Annotated in this window: 14 protein-coding genes; 9 read left to right on the top strand and 5 right to left on the bottom strand. The window is 43.9% G+C overall.

Annotation, left to right across the window (positions count from 1 at the left end; genetic code table 11):
• The first annotated feature begins 2 nt into the window (after positions 1 to 2).
• From JMX03_RS12895 to JMX03_RS12880, 4 genes are read left to right on the top strand one after another with little or no spacing between them, the layout of a single operon-like run.
• The gene (locus JMX03_RS12895; RefSeq protein ID WP_201597253.1) at positions 3 to 1,718 is read left to right on the top strand and encodes a DUF262 domain-containing protein; all 1,716 of its coding nucleotides are present in this window, start codon (positions 3 to 5) and stop codon (positions 1,716 to 1,718) included.
• Positions 1,719 to 1,768: 50 nt separating this feature from the next.
• Positions 1,769 to 2,794, top strand: coding sequence for a virulence RhuM family protein (locus JMX03_RS12890; RefSeq protein ID WP_201597251.1), 1,026 nt, complete (start codon positions 1,769 to 1,771; stop codon positions 2,792 to 2,794).
• A 30-nt stretch (positions 2,795 to 2,824) separates the two neighbouring features.
• The gene (locus tag JMX03_RS12885) at positions 2,825 to 3,490 is read left to right on the top strand and encodes a hypothetical protein (RefSeq protein WP_201597249.1); all 666 of its coding nucleotides are present in this window, start codon (positions 2,825 to 2,827) and stop codon (positions 3,488 to 3,490) included.
• Between the two features lie 14 nt (positions 3,491 to 3,504).
• A complete protein-coding gene (locus tag JMX03_RS12880) occupies positions 3,505 to 6,327 on the top strand; it encodes a restriction endonuclease (protein WP_201597248.1) in 2,823 nt (940 codons plus the stop codon).
• Positions 6,328 to 6,397: 70 nt separating this feature from the next.
• Here the strand turns inward: JMX03_RS12880 and JMX03_RS12875 are convergent, their stop codons facing one another.
• The 3 genes from JMX03_RS12875 to msrA all read right to left on the bottom strand — a co-directional run bounded on the left by JMX03_RS12875 (position 6,398) and on the right by msrA (position 8,427).
• Positions 6,398 to 7,111, bottom strand: coding sequence for a DUF1499 domain-containing protein (locus tag JMX03_RS12875; protein ID WP_201597247.1), 714 nt, complete (start codon positions 7,109 to 7,111; stop codon positions 6,398 to 6,400).
• A complete protein-coding gene (gene tmpT / locus JMX03_RS12870; RefSeq protein ID WP_201597246.1) occupies positions 7,108 to 7,788 on the bottom strand; it encodes a thiopurine S-methyltransferase in 681 nt (226 codons plus the stop codon). The genes JMX03_RS12875 and tmpT overlap by 4 nt, the downstream gene beginning before the upstream one ends.
• Positions 7,789 to 7,905: 117 nt before the next feature.
• Complete coding sequence (msrA, locus tag JMX03_RS12865) at positions 7,906 to 8,427, bottom strand: peptide-methionine (S)-S-oxide reductase MsrA (protein ID WP_201597245.1); 522 nt, start codon at positions 8,425 to 8,427, stop codon at positions 7,906 to 7,908.
• Between the two features lie 291 nt (positions 8,428 to 8,718).
• Between msrA and cmoA the strand changes: the two genes are divergently transcribed.
• Both cmoA and cmoB read left to right on the top strand, forming a co-directional pair.
• Positions 8,719 to 9,504: a carboxy-S-adenosyl-L-methionine synthase CmoA gene (cmoA, locus tag JMX03_RS12860; RefSeq protein ID WP_201597244.1), complete on the top strand. Its 786-nt coding sequence runs from the start codon at positions 8,719 to 8,721 to the stop codon at positions 9,502 to 9,504.
• Positions 9,505 to 9,566: 62 nt separating this feature from the next.
• Complete coding sequence (cmoB, locus tag JMX03_RS12855) at positions 9,567 to 10,613, top strand: tRNA 5-methoxyuridine(34)/uridine 5-oxyacetic acid(34) synthase CmoB (RefSeq protein ID WP_201573437.1); 1,047 nt, start codon at positions 9,567 to 9,569, stop codon at positions 10,611 to 10,613.
• Between the two features lie 36 nt (positions 10,614 to 10,649).
• Here the strand turns inward: cmoB and JMX03_RS12850 are convergent, their stop codons facing one another.
• The gene (locus JMX03_RS12850) at positions 10,650 to 10,868 is read right to left on the bottom strand and encodes a DUF2788 domain-containing protein (protein WP_201597243.1); all 219 of its coding nucleotides are present in this window, start codon (positions 10,866 to 10,868) and stop codon (positions 10,650 to 10,652) included.
• A gap of 577 nt (positions 10,869 to 11,445) precedes the next feature.
• On the opposite strand from JMX03_RS12850, the gene argS reads away from it, so the two are divergent.
• The 3 genes from argS to JMX03_RS12835 all read left to right on the top strand — a co-directional run bounded on the left by argS (position 11,446) and on the right by JMX03_RS12835 (position 15,354).
• Positions 11,446 to 13,275 carry an arginine--tRNA ligase gene (gene argS, locus JMX03_RS12845; RefSeq protein WP_201597242.1) on the top strand — a complete coding sequence of 610 codons (1,830 nt, stop codon included), beginning with the start codon at positions 11,446 to 11,448 and terminating at the stop codon, positions 13,273 to 13,275.
• Positions 13,276 to 13,327: 52 nt separating this feature from the next.
• Entirely contained in the window at positions 13,328 to 14,137 is an 810-nt protein-coding gene (locus tag JMX03_RS12840) for an SPOR domain-containing protein (protein WP_201597241.1), read from the top strand.
• A gap of 125 nt (positions 14,138 to 14,262) precedes the next feature.
• A complete protein-coding gene (locus tag JMX03_RS12835; protein ID WP_201597240.1) occupies positions 14,263 to 15,354 on the top strand; it encodes a PTS transporter subunit IIC in 1,092 nt (363 codons plus the stop codon).
• A 103-nt stretch (positions 15,355 to 15,457) separates the two neighbouring features.
• Here JMX03_RS12835 and JMX03_RS12830 read toward each other — a convergent pair whose 3' ends face one another.
• Entirely contained in the window at positions 15,458 to 16,408 is a 951-nt protein-coding gene (locus JMX03_RS12830; RefSeq protein WP_201597239.1) for a c-type cytochrome, read from the bottom strand.
• Between the last annotated feature and the right edge of the window lie 312 nt (positions 16,409 to 16,720).

The following is a 16,720-nucleotide window of genomic DNA, read 5'->3' as shown; positions in this document are numbered from 1 at the left end:
ATATGAACTTTAATACGACAAACAGTACTTTTCGTCAGTTGTTGGGCAATGGCTTGCGCTATCGTGTGCCGCCATTTCAACGTGACTACTCATGGTCAGAGCTTGAATGGGATGAGTTGTGGCAAGATATTGAAGCGTTATTCGGTGAAGACCCAGAACCTGCGCATTATATGGGTTATTTGGTGCTACAAACTCAAGACAGTAAGCAGTTCGACATTATAGACGGGCAACAACGGCTGACGACCATTAGTATTATGATTTTATCAGGGCTGAGCGTGCTCCAAGATTTGATTGATAAAGATATGGATGCTGATCGTAACCAGCAGCGTTTGACTCAACTCAAAAGCAATTATATTGGCTATACAGATCCTGTGACTTTGATCGAAAACCCAAAATTGCAACTGAACCGCCATAATGATAAGTTTTATCGTAATCATTTAATTACCTTAGATAAACTGCCTCAGCGTGGACTTCATGCTTCTGAGCACAAAATCCGCAAAGCCTTTGACTGGTTTAAGACCAGAATTAAGGCGCGTGTCGGTATGCGTAAAGATAGTGGTGAGCAATTTGCTCAGTTTTTGGATACCCTTGTCGATAAGCTATTCTTTACCGTTATTACCGTCAGTGATGAGCTTAATGCTTTTAAGGTGTTTGAGACGCTAAACGCACGCGGCGTGCGCCTGTCTTCTACCGATCTGTTAAAAAACTATCTATTTTCGCTTGCCAGTGTCGATGATATGCACAATACGCAAGTACAGCATTTAGAGGAGCGTTGGGAGCGCATCATTAGCCTATTAGGGAGCGAGAGCTTTCCTGAGTTTTTACGGGTGTATTGGAACAGTCAGCATAAGCTGGTACGCAAGACAGAGCTATTCAAGACCATACGCAAAAACATCAAGAATAAAAGCGCTGCGTTTGAACTAGTAAAGAAAATCGAACTCTCCGCTGACGCTTATACCGCGCTAAGAGATGCTCAAGATCCGCGCTGGACACCTGAGGAATCAAGATATCTGACTCAGCTCACTATGTTCAGAGTCAAGCAACCTTTATCTATGCTGCTCGCAAGCTACGAGAGATTCTATGGTACGGATAGACAAGGGTTTTTGGCTATATTACGCGCCATTAGTGTCTTGTCATTTCGCTACAATGTTATCTGTAATAATCCGCCGAATGAGCAAGAGCGATTCTATAACGAAGTCGCTATAAAAATAGCGACATCGCAGCTCAACTCGCCTAGCGCTGTCATTCAGGCTCTAAGCGTCATCTATCCAATAGATAGCGTGTTTAAGTCAGCTTTTGCCCAAAAACAGCTAAAAACGACGGATAATCGAAATAAAAAAATAGCACGCTATATCTTATGTGAGTTAGAAAAACGTGTAAGTAGTATGGCAATCAGTGACAGTGATGAGCAGTTCAATATTGAACACATTCTACCAGAGCATCCAGAGGAGCATTGGCAACATATCGACGATCATGAGCACGAAAACACGGTGTATCGACTGGGTAATATGATGATGCTTGAGACCAGTAAAAACCGTGATGCTGGTAATCAGCCTTATGAGATCAAACAAAAGATATATCAAACCAGCAGCTTAGACATAGCCAAAAATATAGCAGATAGTTATAAAACATGGTCGCAAAGTACTATCGATAGCCGTCAACAGCAGATGGCAAAACAAGCGACAGGTATTTGGAAAATAGCGCAGTTGTCTGGTTAGAGGATGCTGGGCTGGTGGTTGGGTGTGTTTAAAATAATAAGGATATTGATATGGATGAACAACAGTCACAGTTAATTATTTATCAAACGCCAAACGGTGATACACGACTGGATGTGCGGTTTTTCGAAGAGTCAGTGTGGTTAACACAGAGACTTATGGCTGACTTATTTTCTACTACACCTGAAAACATTTTAATGCATTTAAAAAATATCTATAAAGAAGGTGAGTTAGAAGAAAGCGCAACTACTAAGGATTTCTTAGTAGTTCGAATCGAAGGCTCTCGGGAAGTAAGGAGACAACTTAAACACTACAATCTTGATGCAATTATTTCTGTGGGCTATCGAGTGCAAAGCGCTACCGCTACAAGGTTTCGACAGTGGGCAACCAAGCATTTACGAGAGTATTTAATCAAAGGGTTTGTGATGGATGATGAGCGATTGAAAAATCCAGATTTACCTTTTGATTATTTTGATGAGCTATTGCGTCGTATTCAGGATATTCGAACCAGTGAGCGACGCTTCTATCAAAAAATTACTGATATATACGCCACTAGCGTCGATTATGACCCCAATTCAGAATTGAGTTTGATGTTTTTTAAAACCGTGCAAAATAAAATGCATTGGGCTATAACAGGTCATACAGCAGCAGAGCTAGTTTATAGACGTGCAGATGCATCTAAAACCAATATGGGATTAACGAATTGGAGAGGTAGGGATAAGGGAACACTGCCGAAAAAGGCTGAGGTAAGTATAGCTAAGAACTATCTAAATGAGGATGAGTTAGCCGCTCTAAATAATCTAACCGAACAGTATTTAGTTTTCGCAGAGAGTCAAGCCATGCGCCGAGTCCCTATGACTATGGAAGACTGGTTGACTAAACTTGACGGATTCTTAACGCTAAATGATAGAGACATTCTTACCAATGCTGGCTCAATGTCACATAAGATTGCCAAACAAACAGCAGAGCGACAGTATGATATCTTCAAACAAAGTGAATTAGCAAAACCTACAGAGACAGATAGAGCTTTAGAGGAAGTTGCAAAACTGATCAAAAAACTGAATAAAAAGCCTGATTAAATTTCAGCTATATAAATAGGTATATTGATTATGGATGAGTTTTGGACAAAATTGTTATACGTAGAGATTGTATTTTTCTCTTTCGTTATAGCAATACTTCCCCAAATCCTTTTAACTGATTGGCTTAGGCGTAAAGACATAAAGAAGTTAGTTGAGATGATATATTCTCGTTATGATTATGAGTTTGTTACTGTTGAACTGGTCGCTACACTCGCAAAACGTAACAAAGTTGAAATTAAAAATTTAAGAAGAGTGTTTGAAGAACTCGTAAATGTATCATTCAAAGAATTGAGAAAGGTGAGTAACAATGAAACGGATAAAAGTTTGCCAACTAATAAAAATTTAGTAATAAATGAGAGTAAGACTGAAATAGTAGCATTAAGCTGTCATGACTATAAATTTAAGAAGTTCAATTATTTCACAGATTTATTGAAAACTTTTGATTTTGAAGAAGTGTTTATGAACTTATCACCTGATGCGAATAGAGAACTCTATCAAATTAAGAAGAATTTATCGCCTGAAAATGCAAATACTTTATATAGATTAGCTGAAAGAATTAAAGAGCTAACTGGTGAAAAGAAAAAGCGAGAAAGTTTTAGTATATCCCTAGCTCTATATGGAGCAGCTTTAACTACGTTAGGAGCATTAGTAGCTTATGTTCCAAGTTTCAGAAATCTACTCAATTTTTTTAACTAAGTGCCAAAACCATCATGATAACCCTTACCTTTGAACCCAACCTTGAACACCAAAGCCACGCTATCAATGCCGTGGTCGATATCTTTCGTGGGCAGCTGTCACAGCTGGATGTTAGCTCGTTTATTGAAAGTTTTGAATTAAAGCCACCTTTCAATGTCGCTAATAGTGCCTCAGTGATTAGCCAGCAAATCAGCAGTCAGGCCATCGCCAATCAGCGCATTATTAGCGATGAGCAAGTGCTGGATAATATCCAAGCCGTGCAGCGTGAGCATAATATCGAGCCGTCAACCACGCTCTACGACGACGACAAAAACCTTGCTAGATATGGGCTCAATGCCTCAATTGAGATGGAGACGGGCACCGGCAAGACTTACGTCTATCTGCGCAGCATCTACGAGCTGTATCAGACTTATGGCATGCGTAAGTTTGTGATCGTCGTACCGTCAGTAGCGATTCGTGAAGGCGTAATGAAGTCTATCGAGATGACCAAAGCGCATTTTGCCGCCCTGTATGACAATACCCGCGTGGACGCGCGGATATACGATAGCAAAAATCTAAATAGTCTACGCGACTTTGCCACCAGTCAAACCGTGCAAATCCTCGTGATGAACATTGACGCTTTTGCCAAAGACGAAAACATCATCAACCAAGTCCGTGAACAAGGCGTTGCCCCGATTGAATATATCCAAGCGACCCATCCTATCGTCATCGTCGATGAACCGCAAAATATGGAGACCGCTAAGCGCTTGGACGCTATAGCTAGCCTGCAGCCGCTGATAACCTTGCGCTATTCAGCGACGCACAAGTACAGCCGTCATTTGCTTTATAGCCTAAACCCAGTCAAAGCCTATGATGCAGGTTTGGTCAAGCAAATCGAAGTCGATTCGGTGATGAGCGATGACGCCTTTAATGAGGCTTATATCGAGCTGCTAGATATCACGCCCAAAAAGACCAAAATCACTGCCAAGGTCAGCGTCTATGCCAACGTCAAGGGCGTGGTCAAAAAGAAAACCATCAGCATCAGTGACAACGATGATTTGTATAAAAAGACCGAGCGTGAAATATATGCCAATGGCTATATCGTCAACGGCATTAACGCTGTGGAGGGCTACATTGAGTTTGATAATGGTGTGGTGATTTATAAGGGTCAGCAAACTGGTGGCATGAGTGATAGCGTTATGCGTTATCAAATTGAGCGCACCATTGAAGCGCATCTGGACAAGCAACGCAAACTATTGCCGCAAGGGATTAAAGTATTGTCCTTGTTGTTTATTGACCGTGTCGATAACTATTTAGTTAACCAAACAGACGGCTATACGCGCTCAGGTAAATTTGCCCAGTGGTTTGAAGAGATATATCAGACGTTATTAGACAAGCCTAAATATCGTGATCTAAAACAACAATTAGCGGCGCACTATCAGGCTGGGGTGAGCGATATTCATAACGGTTATTTTTCTGTCGATAAAAAGGGACGCGCTAAAGACACCTCTGGTAACACTAAGGGCGATGATGATACTTATAGCCTAATCATGCGAGATAAAGAAAAGCTGCTCAATCTAAATAATCCGCTGCAGTTTATCTTTAGCCATTCGGCATTGCGTGAAGGCTGGGACAATCCCAATGTGTTCCAGATATGTACTCTTAACGAGACCAAATCTACCCTAAAAAAACGCCAAGAAATCGGTCGTGGTCTGCGTCTATGTGTCGGTGCAGATGGTCATAGAGTCTATGACAAGCAAATCAATATACTGACCGTCGTCGCCAACGAAAGCTATGATGACTTTGCTAAAAGTCTGCAAAATGAGATTCAAGATGATTGCGGTGTGAGCTTCGCAGGGCGGGTAAAAAATCAAGCGCACAAGCAAGCCGTTCGTTATCGTAAAGGCTTTATGCTCGATGATAACTTCAAAGCCATTTGGGATAAGATTAAACAAAAGACTCAGTATCAAGTACGCTTTAATACTGATGAATTAATCACTGCCGTTATTGAACTGATAGCCGATATGGCAGAAATAGTCGCACCGCAAGTTCAGGCTAACAAAGTACGCCTTACGATGAGTGAACAAGGCGTGGAGAGCAGTTTGTTGGCCGTCAATAGTCAACGCCAGCATTATACAACGGATAATAGCTATGATGGTAGCGACACTGATGCTGACTCAAACGTGCCCCAACCCACGTGGCAACTGCCTGATATCTTGGCTTATCTGGCTCGTCATACCAAGCTGACTCGTGCCACCTTGATAGAGATATTGCGCCAAAGCGAGCGTATCGATGAAATGCTTATCAACCCCCAAGTTTTTCTAGAGCGCTTGGTAGCGATTATTAAACAAGCCCAGACTGACTTCATGGTAAAAGGCATTGAGTATCAAAAAAATGGTCAAATTTATGCTCAGAAATTGTTAGATAGGCTAGAGGCTCAGCCAACAGACGTCTATGTCAGCGACTATCATTTCGATGTCACCGATGCGCATAAAACAATTTTTGACAACTTGATACCGCTGGACTCAAATACTGAACATCAATTTGCTCAAGATTGCGAGAGTATGCAGAGCGTACGCTTTTATTTTAAACTGCCCAATTGGTTTAAGATTAACACGCCGCTAGGGAGCTATAATCCTGACTGGGCGGTGATCAAAGAGGACGATGAGGAAGTAAGCCAGCTGTACTTCGTTGCTGAAACTAAGAATACAGGTGGCAAAAGCGCAACAGGATACGCGGTAGATATTGCTAAACTGCCGCTACCGCAACAACAAAAGATCCGCTGCGGTAAGGCGCACTTTAAAGCATTAGATAATGATCTGAGCTTTAAGGTGGTGGAGAAGGTAGCGCAGTTGTGAGTTTTAAGTTTAACGAGCTAGCTCTATGCTGATTTAGAATTAGCTCGTTTACATAATTATTCAAACCCAACTACTTCCCCAAAACATCATCCAACTCTTTAATCAAGGCATGAATGCGCTCGGCATTTTTACCCAAGTCGCTCTTTCCAATACGTGATTTACTACGAATATCGACCAGACGTTCACTGCCATCATCATTGATACGCACTACGATATCATCTTTAAAGCCGAACCAAACGGTGGTGTCGGTCGCTTCAATAATGCCGTTATTAGCATCAATATTAACCAACTCCCAGCCTAAATTATTGACGGCTTGCTCACTAGCTTCTACCAGTTGAGACTTTGATTGCGAATAGGTCAATGTTTGCAGCTCAGGATAGGCCTCTCGCTGTTGCTCTGCGGTGTCCTCGCCAGCGTAGGTAGCAGGGTTGGGAGCATCAGCGCGTAGTGGGATAATGGCCACAAACTCAGGCGGACTTTTCAGGTCGGTTGAGATGTCGTGAATAGGCGGCACGCTTTTGGCTTTGCTCAACATGCTGAGCGGCATAATGATAGCGATAGCGGAGAACATAACGGTGATGATGGCACTGCCAAGTGTGAGCGTTTGACGTTTGAATAACGCTTGTAATAACAGCATGATCAACGCAGCACCGCCAGCCATCATTCCTAAGGTAAACCCTGCAAACGCAGTACCCAAATCTACGATGCCGTATTTGTATAATGGGCCAGGCAATATCACCAGTAAAAAGCCAATGAAGCTTACTAAGCTGATTAAAGTTTTCATGAGAGTTCACTACTATCATTAGCTGCGTTCAATAACCAAACGTGCTCCGTCACTGTTATCTCAGGTGCAGATCTTATGGTGGTGTGCTCATTTGCCAGTTCGGTGATTTGATAATAATTGCAATAATACTGCTGTATTTGATCACTATTCACTGAGAATGGCGGCCCGTCCTTCTTACTTTGGTCGTAATTGAGAGTAATGATATATTGAGGGGCATTATTGCTGAGCTGTCGCATTTGCTCGCTATATCGTAGGCGCATGTCGGTTGGCAAAGCAATCAAGGCTGCTCTATCATAAACCGCATCAACGTTACCGACATCCTCAGCTGTCAGTGCAAAAATATCAGCGACCCATAGCGTGATGGTTTGCTTTGCAAGCTGACCCTGATAATATTTAACAGCTGGATTATCCGCATGCTGATGTATAGTTGGCGAGATATTTTGCTCAGCGAAGAATGCTTGCACCGCGGATTCGACCAGCTCAATACCGACGACCTCATAACCTTGCTGAGCTAGCCACGCCATATCTATGGATTTACCACTTAAAGGTACTAATACTCGGCTACCTTTTTTTAGCTGTAAGGCTGTAAAGTATTTGAGTAACAGCGGATTGACCTCAGACTTATGAAAGCCTATGCGACCCTCACCCCAACGCGATTGCCAAAACTCTGGATTCATAAGATTGTTCCCAACTCTAAAATTTGTTATTGCTGACTATCATACCGCCAAACGCAACAAAAAAGCCAAGCGTCTTAACCCTTGGCTTTTGTAGCGTACAAGAATATCTGTAAATTTTTAGCTGACCATGTATTGACTAAATTCTTTACGCATTTTGGCAAGCTTTGGCGGTATCGCAAAGTTACAATAGGCCTGGCCTGGATTTCTGTTAAAGAAGTCTTGATGCTCATCCTCAGCAGCATAGAATTCTACAGCAGGATGGACTTCTGTGACCACATTGACGCCCATATCACGCAATTTGTTAATCGTACGATCGACGGTTGGTTTTTGATCTTCATCAGTATAGAACACCACGCTGCGGTACTGGCTACCGACGTCATTGCCTTGACGATCCATCGTGGTGGGATCATGGGTGGCAAAAAACACATCGAGTATCACTTCTAACGGTACGATAGATTCATCAAACTCAACTTTGATAACTTCAACGTGTCCGGTATCGCCACTGCAGACCGCTTCATAGTTGGCAGATACCGCATCGCCACCCATGTAGCCTGACACGACAGATTGTACGCCTTTTACGGATAAAAATACTGATTCGGTGCACCAAAAGCAGCCACCGCCTAATATAATGGTTTGCATAATTTTCCCTATTATTATATCTGTTGCTATAAAGGTGAGCTAAGGTCTTTATTTGGTTGTAATGCTTTCATTTTTCAATGACGGATTACTTTTGATAACTTATTGCTTACAATAATTTTTTAGCCTCAGCGCTTGCTAATCAGCTTAGCAGGTGAGCCAAACGCGATAAGTAACAAACAGTAATGTTATAATGGGCTTTTGCTACGTTAGTCTGCTCTGGGCTAATGGCATCAATCGAATTTTCTGAACACTTCCCAATCAAAGTTCCATTATGGAAACCAAAAATCAAAAATGAGTCGCACCATGAGCCAATCTAAGCCTGCTATCAAACACGATACTCTATTCACCACGCCACTTGATAAAGCGGCGCGCTTTTCTTTCGATGAGCAAGTGGTGGCGTGCTTCCCCGATATGATTCGCCGCAGTGTTCCTGGTTATGGTCAAGTGTTGGCGATGCTGCCTATATTTGCCCGTCGTCATTGTAAGTATCGCCAGCAGAGCGATAGTGGTCAGCGTGTCAGCCGAATTTATGATTTGGGCTGCTCACTTGGCGCAGCAAGCATGACACTGGCGGGCGAGTTTGAGCCGCAAGATTTGCAGATTAAAGCGATAGATATCTCACCGGCGATGACAACTGAAGCGAATACTTTACTTAAGGATAATTATCCTGAACATGATATTGAAGTCATCACTGCTGATATCCGCGACGTCAAGCTTGAGCCATGTGACATGGTCATCTTAAACTTAACCTTACAGTTTTTACCAGCTGCAGATAGGGTGGCGGTATTAGAAACTATCTATAACGCGCTGAGTGAGGGCGGCATACTGGTGCTGACCGAAAAGACCCATGCTTTTGATGAGCAGTACGATGCGTGGTTGGTTGAACGTTATTATGATTTTAAACGTGCCAACGGTTATACCGAGATGGAAATCAGTGGCAAACGTAATGCGCTAGAAAACGTCCTCATTACCGATACCTTAGACGAGCATCATGCGCGTCTGGCACAAGTGGGTTTTCAGCGTCATTTGACGTGGTTTCAGTTTTTAAACTTTGTGTCGATTGTGGCGTTTAAATAAAAACCATTCTTGGCAATACCGTCTTTTACAGTATCCTTTGATTAACATGGTAATCCGCTTTTATGCTTAACGACACTATTCTCCACGCCGAACGTGAACTGTATTTAACCTTGCTAGCACTGGCGCAGCAGCAGCCAAGTGCTTATGAGTGGCTCAAGCAATTACCAACGTGGCTGGGTGATATCAAAGACAAAGCCAACTATGCGCACGCGCCTGCTTACCAAGCGTCGGTGGCGCGTTTGCCAGAACTAACCGTCAATAATGTCAATCTCAACAGCGATACGTTAACGATTGAGGCAAGTCTTAATGAGTCTCAGCGCAAACAAACGACAGCACTGCTCAAGCAGCTGATGCCGTGGCGTAAAGGGCCGTTTCAAATTGGTGGTAAGATTGGCGATGATGAGTCAGGTATTAAGATCGATACCGAATGGCATAGTGATTGGAAATGGCAGCGAGTCGCACCGCATTTGGGCACATTAAAAGGTCGGCGTGTACTCGATGTGGGTGGCGGCTCTGGTTATCATGGTTGGCGTATGGCAGGGGCAGGCGCGGATACGGTGATCATCATTGATCCATCTTGCTTGTTTTACCATCAGTTTATGGCGATTCGTCATTTTGTTGGTACGGCAGACGCTCATGAGACAGGCCGCTACCGTACCCATTATATTCCCGTACCGCTTGAAGCCTTGCCTGAGCACAGTCAGCTATTTGATACGGTATTTAGCATGGGTGTGCTGTATCACCGTCAGTCACCGTTTGAGCATTTGCAACAGCTCAAAGGGCAACTGGTAAAAGGCGGAGAGCTAGTACTTGAGACCTTAGTCATTGAAGGCGATGCCAATACCGTACTGGTGCCGCATGACCGCTATGCGCAGATGAATAACGTATATTTCTTACCATCGGTGGCGGCATTAATCGGTTGGTTAGAAAAAGCAGGGTTCACTGACGTGCGTTGCGTGGATGTGGCAGTGACTTCGACTGAGGAGCAGCGCAAAACCGAATGGATGACTTATCATTCGTTAGCAGATTTCTTAGATCCCAATGACTCTACAAAGACCGTGGAAGGCTATCCTGCACCGATGCGTGCGACCATCATTGCCAAGAAATAACATTGATTTTGAAGCCTAGTGCGCTAAAAAGACTGATCAAATCAGCCACTTTTTAAAGGCGACTTCTAGTAAAAGCTTGAGTAAGAAACCCACAAAGCCTGCACCCAAGGCTAAAAATATCCAAAAAGTTCCAGCGCGCCCAGCGTCAGATTGTTTGGAGATATCCCACATAATAAAAAACAAGAATGCAATGAATATCGGTAGTAATACGTACAGTCCCCAACTGGTGACGGTACTGGCAGCAATAGCAAACATGGCATTGTCCTATAAAGTATAGTCGGAGCACTTTTAAACCGCTACGGTGTTACCCGCCCTAGATGTACTTAGTGTACTATCTGCGGTCGGTCGCCTTGTAGCGATTTAAAATTCCTTGACTATAGTAACGCGGCATCTATTGGTTTTGGTTCGATTGTTTTATGGGTTTTCTAATAACGATGACTCAAAAAATTACCACTACTCACAAAATAAGTGGCAATCAAGCAAACGAATGTAAAATAAATAGAAAGGCAGCAATACAAACCGTCATTATAACGTGGAATGCGTTGGGTATAAACTACTGCTAAGTTCTAGACAACAGTAACCCTACAATCAATCTGTCTTATAAAGGTACTCATCATTTTATAAGTGGGCAAAGTGTTGTCTTTTGGCGCTAATTTCACCGTAAATGGTGCAATACAGCGCAAACATTGTTATATTTATAGGTTGCTTATCTTTTTGTGTTAATTATTCCCCTACGAAGTCATTCGCTATTATAATAAGCAGTTATCGACTGCATACATTCACACCATTTTCACACCGTTTTTGTTATTTATTTAACTGAGTTTATAACCCTATGTCACAAGCCCAAATTGATACCTTAGCCACGCTATTTGCACAAGCTATCCAAACCTTACAAACTGAAGGTGCTCTACCTGCTGATTGGCAGAATAATAGCCAGATCACGCGCACAAAGGATGCTAGCCACGGTGATTTTGCCAGTAATATCGCTCTCACTGCTGCAAAAGCTGCTAAGACCAATCCACGTCAGCTTGCTGAAAAAATCGTCAATGCGCTGCCTGAAAATCAAGATATTCGCCAAATAGAGATTGCAGGTCCTGGCTTTATCAATGTGTTTTTAAATAGCGACGCTAAGTTTGCGGTATTAGAAGACATATTTAACTTGCAAGACCGCTTTGGTTTAAGCGATCAGTTTGATGGGCAAAAAATCCAAGTTGAGTTTGTCTCAGCCAATCCAACGTCGAGCCTGCATGTCGGTCATGGTCGCGGTGCAGCATTTGGTATGAGCTTGTCAAACTTGCTCGAGGCTGTCGGTTACGAGGTTACTCGTGAATATTACGTCAATGACGCTGGCCGGCAGATGGATATTTTGGCCACGAGCACGTATTTGCGTTACCTTGAAGTCAATGGTGAGCAGGTAACGTTCCCGTCTAATGCATATAAGGGAGACTATGTCCGTGATATTGCAGAGACGCTTAAGATGCAGCATGGCGCCAGCTATGTGCATAGCTTTGAGCAAGTCGCTAAAGGCGTGCCAGAAGATGCGCAGTTTGAGATCAAAGCTGATGGTGAAAAAGAGCTGGTATCGGGTGACAAGGAAGCACATATCGATGGGCTGATTGCCAATAGCAAATCCTTGCTGGGCAATGGCTATGAGCTGTTTTTAAATGCAGCGCTTAGCAGTATTTTGGCTGATATCAAAGACGACTTAAATGAGTTTGGTGTACGCTATGAGTGTTGGTTCAGTGAAAGATCGATTGATAATGAGATTGAGCCAGTACTGCAAATTTTAGATGAAAAAGGTTATTTGTACGAAAAAGATGGCAATATTTGGTTTAGATCGACCGATTTTGGCGATGAAAAAGACCGTGTGGTACGCCGCGCCAATGGTCAAACGACGTATTTCGCCTCTGATATTGCCTATCATAAGAATAAGTTTGATCGCGGCTTTGACAAGGTTATCAACGTCTGGGGGGCAGACCATCATGGTTACGTGCCGCGCGTCAAGGCTGCTCTATCAGCGTTAGGTATAGATGATAACCGTCTCGATGTGGTACTGGTGCAATTTGTCGCACTTTGGCGCGGGGATGAAAAAGTACCGATGTCTTCACGTTCAGGTCAGTTTGTGACCTTGCGTGATTTACGTCATGAAGTAGGTAATGATCCTGCGCGTTTTTATTATGTGGCGCGTAAGCCTGAAGTGCATGTTGACTTTGATTTAGAGCTTGCCAAATCACAAAGTAAAGACAATCAGGTCTATTACATTCAATATGCCCATGCGCGTGTCTGCCAAGTGCTAGAGAAGCTGCAAGCCAGCGGTCTGGCTGTAGACGATGCGGTAGGGGCACAGCAGCAAAACCTGCTCAGTGAACCTAATGAGGATGAGCTGATCAAATTATTGGCTGGCTATCCAGCGACGTTGCTTCGCGCAGCGACAGGTTACGAGCCGCATGTACTGACTAACTACCTAAAAGATCTGGCAGCACTGTATCACGGCTGGTATGTCACCAATCGCATCTTGCCAGTGAGCTTGACCTCAGGTGAGATACCCAGTCAGGCAGAGCTTGATATGATGCAAGCGCGCTTGCGTTTGTCAAAAGCAGTAAAGCAGGTATTGGCTAATGGGCTGAGTTTATTAGGCTTGTCGGCACCGACTAGTATGTAGTAGATTAAAAAAGTAACTGTCAATCATAGATTCAGTAGGGAGAAAGAGATCCATGTTAGCCAAAAAACCCAAAGGCGCCACTGAAAAACGTAAATCAAGTAGTGTATCAGGCTTACTGTGGATGTTTGTCGGGGCGGTTTTGACCCTGATGATAGGGGTGTTTTTGTATCTGTCACCACTCTTTGACTTCAGTCCTGCTGGTAGTGATACTGCGGCTGACGCTGATCGGCAAGTGCAACCGCGCGTTGAGACAGATACGGATAATAGCGATTATGAGTTTTATGAAATCTTGCCAAATCAAGAGATGGCCACCATTCCTGATGAAGACATCGGCGAGACGGGCAATGATCGCATAGGTGATATCAGTGCTTTTGAGCCAGACGTGGTCGTTACTCAACCTGAAGATACTTTGGGCAGTCGTAATGAAGACACGGATAACCTTGGTGTTTCTGAAAATACGACTATAGAGCCTAGCCGTGGTAATAACGCTGCTAGCGATGGCGGTGATGAAATCGTTATTGTTGAAGAAAACGCGACTTATGACGGTACGCCAACCACCAGCAATAGCAACACTGCAAATAACGCCGGTGCGGGGACTGCCAGTGTCCAGCAAGCTGCCCCTGCTACGACTTATATCTTACAGATCAATAGCTTTGGCAATGCTGATGAAGCGGATCGTCGCCGTGCGCAAGTACTGATGGCGGGCGTCGATGCCAAAGTGCTCAAAAACACCACGGCCAATGGCTTACCTATTTATCAGGTGATTTCGCGCTCTATGAGCAACCGTCAAGCGGTTACCAGTGCTCAGCAGCGTCTACAAAATAACGGCATTGATTCTATTATCGTTGAACAGCGCCGCTAGAGTGAGTTTTGATGGTTTATTAATAAAAAAAGCGTCGCCATGACGCTTTTTTTATCTCTTATTTTTAGTAATTCTATTCTGTTGGTTTCTTATATCTCATCACAAATTTTACAAAGAGTATGGCTATGACTGTATCTAACTCAGCAGCACCCCACGGCATTGTTAAAGCATTTTTTCAAAAGTACTTTATCGATGCCTTTACTGGTATGGCGTTAGGGTTGTTTGTTACTCTCATTGCAGGATTGATTATCTCGCAAATCGGGGGGTGGGTGCAGCTGCCTGCATTAATCGCGGTCGGTAAACTGGCATCGATCATGATGGGTGCAGGTATTGGCGTGGGTATCGCTTATTATCTCAAAGCGCCGACGCTGGTGATGCTCAGCTGTTTGGTGGCGGGTATGCTGGGAGCGCATTCTGAAGCGCTGATGGCAGGGACACTGTTTATCCCGCAAGAAGCTGGACCTGCAACTTTCCTTGCATTACCCGGTAATCCGATAGGCGCTTATTTGACATCAGTATTTGCTTATCGAGCAGGGACTTGGGTCGCGGGCAAGACGAAGCTTGATATCTTGCTGATTCCATTATTGGTCTGTGCGGTGGCTTTATTGGTATGTGCGCTACTTAATCCACCAGTGGTTGCTGCTGTGAATGCGATTGGGCAAGGTATTCAAGCTGCCACAGAGCTACAGCCGTTATTGATGGGTATAGTGATTGCAGTGGTGGTTGGTATCTTACTGACGCTGCCAACCTCGAGCGCCGCAATTTGTATTGCTATTGGGCTTGGCGGCTTGGCTGGCGGCGCTGCTGTCGTTGGCTGTGCAGCACATATGATTGGATTTGCGGTTGCAAGTTTCAAAGACAATGGCATGAGCGGCGTGGTCTCTCAGGGTTTGGGTACCAGTATGCTACAAATACCCAATGTGCTCAAAAAACCACTTATATTGCTGCCAGCAGTGATTGCCAGTGCCATCGTTGGCCCTATCGCGACGGTAGGGTTTGGGCTTGCTTGTACGGCGACAGGAGCGGGCATGGGAACGGCTGGATTGGTCGGTGTGTTTGGGGTGATTGAGGCGTCGCAGGGACTAATGAGTAGTACTCAGATGTGGACGGCAATCATTCTTTTGATGTTTGTCTTACCAGCGATAATCGCTTGGGGTGTTGCTTATATGATGCGGCGTATGGGCTGGCTTGTGGCTGGTGATATGAAGCTACCTTAAGCTTTGCTGTTTTTTAATGATGTTAATGATTAAAAAAGCCCAGTTCAACTTTGAACTGGGCTTTTTGTATGAAAAGTATTCGTTATTGCTGATTGGTTTTATTCTAACGACGCACGTCTACCGGTGCACCGCCTTTTGGCCAATCCTTGTCTTTATTGGCTTTGACAGGGCGTGGCAACTGAGTAAAGTAGCTTGAAACATCAATCGCTTCTTGGTCCGTTAGGGTATTACCTTGACCAAATGGCATTTTACCTTTTACAAAGGCAGCGGCTTTGTAAGTACGTGCCATACCAGCGCCATCGTTGAAAGAGTTGCTTCCTGCAATCGCTGGATATATATAAGTGCCGTCGTCATTGTATTGGCCTTCACCGTCTTCACCATGACAGGAGACACAAGTCTCGGCAAATAGCTTTTTACCATTTTCAGGATCTGGTGTTAGCGTATTGTCAATTTTTACAAAGCCGCGACCTTCTGGAGAGATACCAATCGGCATATCTTGTGACAACCACGTCATATAAGACATAAAGGCGTTCATCTCGTCTGAGTCCATATCTAATGGCGCACCATTCATTGAACGCTGAAAACACCCATTAATGCGCTCTTGCAGCGAGTTAACACGTGCATCACGTCCGCGATAGATAGGAAAGATACCTGGCAAGCCATTCCATGGTGCAGCATAAGCTTCTGAACCATTACTCAGATGACAGCTGGTACAGTTAAGTTGATTGCCAACATTGTTGGGAAGCTCGCGATAGGTATGGTTGGCAAGCTCCAACCCTCGGCGCACGGCAGCGCCATACTCGTCGTCAGGGATAGTTGACTCAGCTGGCATACTGATATTCAGCTTGGCACCTGGGTTGGCCGCCATCTCGTCTTTGATTGCTGCGGCGCGTGATTCGAGTGACTTTACTCGTGCTAAGGCCTCAGCTTCTTCGACACGGTCAACGGCTTTTGTGCCTGAATCGCTACAAGCTGTCATGCTGGTAGCACCGATAGCGAGGATAGCAGCCATAAGAAGGGAAGGAGAAGGCTTGGCCCGTAAAAGTGTTTTCATTGGAATAACCTTATTATAAAAAGTAATATGTAACTCTATAGTTTTATGATAAATTATTTGTCATAGTCACAGCTATAAACTCAGTTTTTGCGTAAAAGGTTGAATGGGTAATCAACCAGTAAGATTCAAGCGACATGATTGTATCAAATACAAATACGTATAGTGTTTTTAACTGCGAGCACGATGCGAATTAACGTTACTAAATATAAAAAATACGCCCTAATAGCTTATCTATAGTCAGAGCACTTTTAAACCGCTACGGTGTTACCCGCCCTAGATGTACTTAGTGTACTATCTGCGGTCGGTCGCCTT

Source organism: Psychrobacter fulvigenes (assembly GCF_904846155.1).
Classification (GTDB): domain Bacteria; phylum Pseudomonadota; class Gammaproteobacteria; order Pseudomonadales; family Moraxellaceae; genus Psychrobacter; species Psychrobacter fulvigenes.
The sequence above is the reverse complement of the archived record's forward strand: the minus strand, read 5'-3'. Positions and strand labels throughout refer to the sequence as shown.

Excerpts from the sequence above, each read along its gene's own strand:
- JMX03_RS12875 (WP_201597247.1), bottom strand. The coding sequence starts at position 7,111 with ATGAAAACTTTAATCAGCTTAGTAAGCTTCATTGGCTTTTTACTGGTG.
- tmpT (WP_201597246.1), bottom strand. The coding sequence starts at position 7,788 with ATGAATCCAGAGTTTTGGCAATCGCGTTGGGGTGAGGGTCGCATAGGC.
- JMX03_RS12895 (WP_201597253.1), top strand. The coding sequence starts at position 3 with ATGAACTTTAATACGACAAACAGTACTTTTCGTCAGTTGTTGGGCAAT.
- JMX03_RS12835 (WP_201597240.1), top strand. The coding sequence starts at position 14,263 with ATGACTGTATCTAACTCAGCAGCACCCCACGGCATTGTTAAAGCATTT.
- JMX03_RS12830 (WP_201597239.1), bottom strand. The coding sequence starts at position 16,408 with ATGAAAACACTTTTACGGGCCAAGCCTTCTCCTTCCCTTCTTATGGCT.
- JMX03_RS12840 (WP_201597241.1), top strand. The coding sequence starts at position 13,328 with ATGTTAGCCAAAAAACCCAAAGGCGCCACTGAAAAACGTAAATCAAGT.
- JMX03_RS12890 (WP_201597251.1), top strand. The coding sequence starts at position 1,769 with ATGGATGAACAACAGTCACAGTTAATTATTTATCAAACGCCAAACGGT.
- argS (WP_201597242.1), top strand. The coding sequence starts at position 11,446 with ATGTCACAAGCCCAAATTGATACCTTAGCCACGCTATTTGCACAAGCT.
- cmoB (WP_201573437.1), top strand. The coding sequence starts at position 9,567 with ATGCTTAACGACACTATTCTCCACGCCGAACGTGAACTGTATTTAACC.
- JMX03_RS12880 (WP_201597248.1), top strand. The coding sequence starts at position 3,505 with ATGATAACCCTTACCTTTGAACCCAACCTTGAACACCAAAGCCACGCT.
- msrA (WP_201597245.1), bottom strand. The coding sequence starts at position 8,427 with ATGCAAACCATTATATTAGGCGGTGGCTGCTTTTGGTGCACCGAATCA.
- JMX03_RS12850 (WP_201597243.1), bottom strand. The coding sequence starts at position 10,868 with ATGTTTGCTATTGCTGCCAGTACCGTCACCAGTTGGGGACTGTACGTA.
- cmoA (WP_201597244.1), top strand. The coding sequence starts at position 8,719 with ATGAGTCGCACCATGAGCCAATCTAAGCCTGCTATCAAACACGATACT.
- JMX03_RS12885 (WP_201597249.1), top strand. The coding sequence starts at position 2,825 with ATGGATGAGTTTTGGACAAAATTGTTATACGTAGAGATTGTATTTTTC.